The following is a 7374-nucleotide window of genomic DNA, read 5'->3' on the forward strand; positions in this document are numbered from 1 at the left end:
CCCTGCCAAAAGTCATGCGCGTTGTTCGTGACCCTCGGCACAGGCGCACGCGTCTCCTCGAGGAATAGCGTCGACCCATGACGAAAGAACTAGCGATCGAGACGACCAATCTCCGCAAGAGCTACAAGGGCAGGACCGTCGTTGACGGCATCAGCCTCGATATCGAGAGAGGCGCAACGTTCGGCATCCTCGGGCCCAACGGCGCCGGCAAGACCACGACGGTAGAGATGATCGGGGGCCTTCGTAAGCCCGACTCCGGTGCTGTCTCCGTGCTGGGGCTGCATCCTATTCGCGATCGATCCCGCCTTCGGCAGGTACTCGGCATACAGCTGCAGAGTGCACTACTGCACGATGCACTGACGGCAAAGGAGCTCGTCGACCTCTATAGGAGCTTCTACCCGAACCCCCGCTCGACGAAGGAGACGCTTGGCCTGGTGCACCTGAATGAACAGCGGAACACGAAGTTTCAGAAGCTTTCCGGGGGTCAACAGCAGCGGCTCTCCGTCGCGCTCGCGCTCGTCGGTCGCCCCGAGATCGTGATCCTGGACGAGATCACGACGGGGCTCGACCCGACGGCACGACGGCGCATTTGGGCGACACTCGAAAGCCTCAGGGATGAGGGCGTGACCGTGCTGATGGTCAGCCACGCAATGGATGAGGTCGAGCGCCTCTGCGACCGGGTCGCACTGCTGAAGGATGGCCGCGTCCTGGCCGAGGACACTCCGGCCGGCATAACGCAGATGGCGGAAGCAACGAACCTCGAAGAAGCGTTCGTGAGCCTGACCGGAACAGAAATCTTTGAAGGAGAAGCAGCATGACCACGACCCAGTCACACATCACCGCACGCCGGCCGGGCCCGCGCTCCTGGGGAATCCTGATCAAGTCCGAGGCGAAGACGCTGGCACGCGACTATGCGAGCTTGCTCCTGCCACTCGGCCTTCCGCTGCTGGTGCTTCTCACGAGTGCGAGCATGGCTTCGTCCGAAGCGATCGGCACGGACGGCTTCACTGCGTTCGAGTTCTACGTTCTGCCGATCGTGTTGACGATGGTCTTCGCGTACATCGGCATGCTGAACATGCCGACGTACCTGTCCTACTATCGGAAGTCGGGAATCCTGCGCCGGCTGGGAGCAACCCCCGCTTCGCCCATGATGGTGCTCGTTTCGCAGATCGTGGTCAATGCGCTGCTGTCCCTCATCGGTATCGCGCTTGCGCTCTCGGTGTCGTTCGTGTTCTTTGATGCCGTCGCTCCGGCAAGTGCTCTCGCAGTTGCAGGGGCGATCCTCCTGGTCATGGTCAGCATGTACGGCATCGGCATGATCATCGCATCGCTCGCGCCGACGATGAACGCGGCGATCGCCCTCGGTATCATCCTGTTCCTCGGGCTCGGTGCGCTGGGCGGAATGTTCGGGGGCAGGAGCATCCTGCCGGAACCGTTGCAGGAGGTCAGCCAATACTTGCCGTTCGGGGCCGCGTCCGACCTCCTCGCGGCCACTTGGACGGGCCAGCCCGTAGAACCGACGATGATCATCCCGCTCGTCGTAGCGGCAGGAGCAAGCGTGCTGATTTCCCTCGCGTTCTTCCGCTGGGAGTGACGCGACCGAGGATCAGGAGTCGAGATACTCCGCGAGCCGCCTCACGGCGACGCGACCAGCACGGTTCGCGCCGACCGTTGAGGCGCTCGGGCCGTAACCGACCAGGTGCACGCGAGGCTCGCCGGCCACGGTCGGCGGGTCCATCACGATCCCGCCACCCGGGCCGCGCAGCCCGAGCGGGGCAAGGTGCTCGATGTCTGCACGGAACCCCGTCGCCCAGATGATGACATCAGCCGGCTGAAACCCGCCGTCCTGCAACCGGACGCCGTCCGGTTCGACACGGGTGAACATCGGCTGTCGATCCATCGCGCCCCTACGCTTGGCGGCCAACAGCGTCGGAGTCCAGCGCAACCCCGTGACCGCCACAACGCTCTTCGGCGCCAGCCCCTGACGGACGCGTTCATCAACACGCTCGACGGCAAGGGTCAATTGCTCGCGACGAAAATCGCCATCGACGAACTCCGGCTCTCGACGAGTGAACCAGCTGGTCGTCGTCACTTCTGACAGCTCCGCCAAGAAGCCGACAGCTGAGATTCCGCCGCCGACGACGGCGACGTGGCGGCCCGCGAACCTTTCGGCCGCCACGTAGTCCACGGTGCGGAGATGTTGCCCTCGGAAATCGCGCATGCCCGGAACGAATGGCACGAACGGCTGCCGCCACGTACCGGTAGCGTTCACGAGCGCACGGAACCGGATCGCGCCCGTCTCCGTTTCGGCCAGCAGCATCCCGCGCTGGTCATCCGGCTCTTCGAAGTGCACCTTCTGCACTCGCATCGGTCGCTGGACATCCAGGTCGAAGCGCTGCTCGAACCTCGCGAAGTACTCGGGCAGCACTGTGCGTGAGGGAAGGCTCTGGTCGACAACCTCCTGCGGCATACCGGGCAGGTCGTGAATGCCGTTGACACTCGCCATCGTGAGACTCTCCCACCTGTTCCGCCACGCTCCGCCGGGACCCGGCTCGGCATCCAGCATGAGGAAGGAGCGATGCTCGGCCGCGCGCGGCTGAGGCACGAAGCCTTTTCGCACGAGATGGTAGGCGACGGAAAGCCCGGCCTGACCGGCGCCGATCACCAGAACGTCGGTCTCGCGCATTCGGTCACTCTATCGAGATACGTGCTGTAGGAGCGAGGGCGCGCACGCGACGTAGGCTTGAGTCATGCTGGACATGGATCTTGAGGCATTCGAAACCCTCGTCGTCGAGGAGCTCGATAAGCTCCCCGATGCAATGTTCGAAGGGCTCGACAACGTCGTCTTCATGGTCGAAGACCGCCACGAGACCGAAGAACTGTTGGGCATCTACGAGGGTGTCGCGATAACAGACAGGGGTCAGTACGGCTTCGGTGAACTCCCAGATCGCATCGTCGTCTACCGCGAAACGCATCTCGCGCGACATGCCGATCTCGACCAGCTCCGTCACGAGGTGCACACGACGCTCGTGCACGAGATCGCACACTTTTACGGCATCGACGACGACGAGTTGCACCGATTGGGATGGGCATGAACTACGACGACGTGCGACGCTACAGGCTCGATCACGACTGGCTCTGGGACGCTGAGGCAGGGTCCGAGGGTCTGGTGGCGACCCTGCGACTCGTCGTTTCCGACGGCGATACCGAACGCGCCGAGGATGCCGTGAACGCCTGGATCACGACCCTTCGGTCCGACGAACACGGTTCGGTCGGCGCAGATGGCTGGAACGTCGCAGTAGTCAATCGCAGCCTGCATTCGGTCACGCTCGACTTCACATCGAGCGGTCGCGACGTCGCCAAGAACATCGCAGATGCCGCGGATCGAGCCTACGCAGCGCTGGGCGACGGTCACGAGCTCGATCTCCTATGGATGCAGTTGCCACTGAGGCCGTAGTCGAGCAGCTACCCCTCGTTCAGATACTCCTCGGCCCACCGCAGAGCCGTACGCCCGGTGGCGATGCCGTACTGCAGTGTGGCGAGCTGATAGTGCGCCACCTCTTCGAAGCCCTCGGGCACCTCGATGCTCGGCAATTGCGCATCCAGTTGCTCCAGCCGGTTGAGGTCTTGCCGGATACGGTCATGGACGCGGTGCGCGGCGACAGACCGGTCTTCACCCTCGAGCAGGCCCAGGAAGAATGTGCGGGCCAAGACCGCTGTTTCCCCGTCTCCTCCGCGCCCCGGGTCGAGCATCCATCTCCGGAACTCGGCGCGCCCCTCTTCTGTTATCGCGTAGGTTTTCTTGCCTCTGGGCCCCGTAGCAGACTCGACGGAGATGCGCCCAGCGGCCAGCAGACGATCAAGTGCTCGCTTAATGCTGCCCGTGCTCGCACTGTAAAACAGCGATACCCCCGCTTCGAAGTGCTTCGTCAACTCGTAGAGGCTCTGGGGCCACAGCATGAGGAGACCGAGGATGACGTGAGCCATGTGATTCAGCGTAGTCCTTGACCGCACGGTTGTCTATCTAGTAGATATATCCTATAGATAGATGTAGACCATGTTCAGAGAGGCGTCCCGTGAGCATAGACAGCGCCATCCGAAAGACCATCGAAAAGCTGGAGCGGACATCCAGCAGGAGATACCCTGTGCCGCCGACTGCCCTCGTGCACGGGCCGAAGCTGCAGTTCTCCTCCGGAGACATCGACCAGCCATTCTGGATTGCGAGCATCGACAAAGTGTTCATCGCTACGCTCCTCGGCCAACTGTTTGATGAAGGCTATTGCTCACCCGATACACCGATTGGGCGACTGCTGCCGTCAGAGGATCTTGCACCGCTCCCCGCAAAGGAAGGTGTCGACAATGCGAGAGATGTCACTGTGCAGCATCTCCTCTCCCATACCTCGGGCCTGCCCGACGTCATGCTGCCTCCGCGCGGATACAACACAGCTTGCTCCATCAAGGAGATCCAGCAGGACCCGGAGCGCGTCTGGACGATACCCGAGTACTTGCAGCAGGCAGAGCGCCTGCCGCCGTTCGCGCGTCCGGGCGAACGGTTTCTGTACAGCGACACCGCCTACTTTCTGCTGATCCGCATCATCGAGGAGGCTCACGGCTCGGGCTACGGTGAACTGCTGGGCAGTCGCATCTTCGAACCGGCGGGCATGACCGATTCGATCGAGTGGGTGAATGCTGACGGCGCAGCGCTCTCCAGACTCGTGCCGAGCCTCGCCCCGTTCTGGCTCGGGAGATTCGAGCAGGACGACCGGGTCGCCTTCGCACCGAACCTGACGTGGTGGAACGGCATGGGCGGCGTCTCAACAGCGAATGACCTCGTACGATTCCAACGCGAGCTGCACAGCGGTGGTCTGTGCGATCTACAGTGGGTTCGATACTTCGGCACACCTCGCAGCCGATTCCGCCCAGGCATTCACTACGGGACGGGGATGGTGACCATCAAGTTCGGTGGCTTCCTACCGCTCATGCGGAACTACCCCCAACCAACGGGAGGGCTCGGGTACACCTCGACCCACATGTTCTACTATCCGGAGCAGGAGACCCACGTGGTGCTGAACTACCACGCGCACTGGCGAATGAATGCGAGCTTCCAGATGCACATCCGAATCGCGGGACTCATCAACCGCTACGGGTGACTCCGCGTACGAGCCGTAGCGGAGAGGATTATCCGCAAACGGATGAGACCGGTGAGCATCGGCTCCCAGCAGGGTCGACGACTCTGTTCCCATGAGGCGCGGGAGAGGCTACTCCCCCACGGCCGATTAGACGGCCGAACATAAAGTTGAGACGATCACCCATGGATCATCCAAGATGGCCGCGGTTCACTGGATGCATGGCGCAAACAACCAAGACTCAGCAACCACACGGCACGCGACAGACCGACGACCTCATCCTTGTCCTCGCGGCAACAGGCAAGACCGGACGCCGGGTCCTCGATCGCCTACAGGCCGCTGGCGTGAACGTCCGCGCTGCCTCGCGGAACAGCACGGTTCAGTTCGATTGGAATAACCGGGCCACTTGGTCGGCAGCTCTCAACGGAGTGTCGACCGTCTACGTCGCCTTGCCGCTGACCCCCGTCCCGGTAGAAGATTTTGTAGATCAGGCTCTCGCTGCGGGTGTCAGGAGATTCGTCGCCCTCTCCGGTCGAGGTGCCGATATCTGGGAGAACCACGGTCAGGAGATGGTCGACCTCGAGCGCGCGGTACGAGGATCGGGCGTTGATTGGTCCATCGTCCGGGCGAGCAATTTCGCACAGAACTTCGACGAAGACGTCTTCCGGGAATCGATCATGGCAGGAGAGCTCGCACTGCCGGTCGGCGGCATGAGCGAGCCCTTCGTCGATGTCGAGGACGTAGTCGATGTGGCTGTGACGATGCTCACCCAGGATGTGTGGGTGGGGAGCACCGTCGAGGTGACCGGCCCAGAGTCTCTCCGCTGGGAAGACGCTGTTGCCGAGATCGCACGTGCTTCGGGCCGGAAGATCCAGTTCATCGATGTCTCACCAGAGGAGTTCGCAATCCGTTTGCGTGCCCAGGGCCTCCCCGACGCCGACGCAAAAGCTTTGGACGCCATGTTCACCGAGATTCGTCGCGGCCGATTGACAGAACCGACCAAGGGCGTACAAGAGGTCTTGGGGAGAGAGGCGCGCGCGTTCGCGGACTATGCGGCCACAGCGGCTGCCGCGGGGGCTTGGGCTGAACAACCGTCGTAGCGATCCGAGGTCGTCGGCGGCTCCATCGCAGTGCTGCGCCACCCGCTCCGCAAGTAAGGGCCGTATCGGTGTTTGGGCGGCATTCGTTTCAAGTTTTGGTTGAGACTTTGGGGTGTTTTCGTCGTGTAATCGGTGTTGATGTCGGTGGTGCCGTCCACACTGATCAGTACGTAGAAGAGCACGCGATGTAGCGGCGAAACGAGGTGAACGGTCATGGCGATGGATGTGCAGGTGCATTTCGATATCGACCCGACCTGGAGCGCCCGCGATGTCGTCGAGCACGCCGATGGCTCCTGCTCGGTCGATGACGTCACGTTCGCGTCGCTCGAGGCCGCGCACGCGCACATCCGCCTGCGGAACGAACTGGATCTGACGCTGGCGCGGTTGCAGGAGCTGGAGCGCGATGTGGAGAAAGTGCTCGCGCTACGCGAAGACTTCCGCGGCGCCGCCTGCGATCTGATCGATGACATCAGCACCGGCCCCCACGATGCGGCGGAGTTGTTGTTCACGCAACTGCACGAGGATGCCGTCACCGGCCTGGCCGCGTCGTTGCGGAAATCGGAGCGGGCCGTGGAAGGCCAGCTCGACGACGCCGCCGCGCTGCGCCGCGATTTCCCCGCCACGCATGTGGCGTGGATGGATGGCGAGATCCACCGCGGGCACGTGCGCGTCATCAGCAACGCCGCGCACGACCTGCCCCCGGAACTCCTGCCCGACTACGAAGCGCGCTTGCTCGAGGCTGCCCGCACGAGAACCCCAGCACAGCTGGGCCGTGTCGCTGCCCGTATCGCCCGCGAACTCGCCGGCCCGGCAACCCCTGAAGCGGTCGAGCAAGCAGTCCGGGACCGCGCCGTCTGGACGACGCAGCACCCCGACGGGATGACGCACCTGACGATCAAAACCACACCCGTCCTGGCAGCAGCCGCCTACGACCGACTCCGACAAACATTCGGGCAACGCGACCGAGGCGACGAACGCGGCCTGCACCAGCACATGAGCGACACCGCCATGCGGCTCCTCATCACTGGCACCACCCCACCAGCAGACGAGCCCGACAACCGCGACAGCGGCCCCGTTGCGCACAACGGGATCGGTGCGCTCAGCGGGATCGACGCACTCAGCGGCGGCTTCATGGCCGGCATCAGCGC

At 63.2% G+C, this 7374-nt stretch carries 9 protein-coding genes; 7 read left to right on the top strand and 2 right to left on the bottom strand.

Features of this window, described 5'->3' with window-relative positions:
- Positions 1-77 precede the first annotated feature (77 nt).
- Complete coding sequence (locus Q0O95_RS06125; RefSeq protein ID WP_293696413.1) at positions 78-818, top strand: ABC transporter ATP-binding protein; 741 nt, start codon at positions 78-80, stop codon at positions 816-818.
- Positions 815-1594, top strand: coding sequence for an ABC transporter permease (locus Q0O95_RS06130; protein WP_293696415.1), 780 nt, complete (start codon positions 815-817; stop codon positions 1592-1594). Before Q0O95_RS06125 ends, Q0O95_RS06130 begins: the two co-directional genes overlap by 4 nt.
- Positions 1595-1606: 12 nt before the next feature.
- Here Q0O95_RS06130 and Q0O95_RS06135 read toward each other — a convergent pair whose 3' ends face one another.
- On the bottom strand, positions 1607-2686 hold the full coding sequence (locus tag Q0O95_RS06135; protein WP_293696417.1) for an FAD-dependent oxidoreductase: 1080 nt from the start codon (positions 2684-2686) through the stop codon (positions 1607-1609).
- 64 nt (positions 2687-2750) lie between these two features.
- On the opposite strand from Q0O95_RS06135, the gene Q0O95_RS06140 reads away from it, so the two are divergent.
- Together Q0O95_RS06140 and Q0O95_RS06145 are read left to right on the top strand one after the other, a co-directional pair.
- Positions 2751-3095 (top strand): metallopeptidase family protein, encoded by a 345-nt coding sequence (locus tag Q0O95_RS06140; RefSeq protein WP_293696418.1) that lies wholly within the window; start codon positions 2751-2753, stop codon positions 3093-3095.
- Complete coding sequence (locus Q0O95_RS06145; RefSeq protein WP_293696419.1) at positions 3092-3457, top strand: hypothetical protein; 366 nt, start codon at positions 3092-3094, stop codon at positions 3455-3457. Before Q0O95_RS06140 ends, Q0O95_RS06145 begins: the two co-directional genes overlap by 4 nt.
- 8 nt (positions 3458-3465) lie before the next feature.
- Here Q0O95_RS06145 and Q0O95_RS06150 read toward each other — a convergent pair whose 3' ends face one another.
- Positions 3466-3987, bottom strand: a complete 522-nt coding sequence (locus Q0O95_RS06150) for a helix-turn-helix transcriptional regulator (RefSeq protein WP_293696420.1) — start codon at positions 3985-3987, stop codon at positions 3466-3468.
- Between the two features lie 89 nt (positions 3988-4076).
- Between Q0O95_RS06150 and Q0O95_RS06155 the strand changes: the two genes are divergently transcribed.
- From Q0O95_RS06155 to Q0O95_RS06165, 3 genes are all read left to right on the top strand, one after another.
- Positions 4077-5150 (top strand): serine hydrolase, encoded by a 1074-nt coding sequence (locus tag Q0O95_RS06155; protein ID WP_293696422.1) that lies wholly within the window; start codon positions 4077-4079, stop codon positions 5148-5150.
- Positions 5151-5347: 197 nt separating this feature from the next.
- The gene (locus Q0O95_RS06160; protein WP_293696424.1) at positions 5348-6226 is read left to right on the top strand and encodes an NAD(P)H-binding protein; all 879 of its coding nucleotides are present in this window, start codon (positions 5348-5350) and stop codon (positions 6224-6226) included.
- 213 nt (positions 6227-6439) lie between these two features.
- Positions 6440-7374 (top strand): DUF222 domain-containing protein (locus Q0O95_RS06165; protein ID WP_293696426.1); only part of this gene is annotated, 935 nt, incomplete at its 3' end.

Origin of the sequence: uncultured Agrococcus sp., from assembly GCF_945915485.1 — a bacterium.
Lineage (GTDB): Bacteria > Actinomycetota > Actinomycetes > Actinomycetales > Microbacteriaceae > Agrococcus.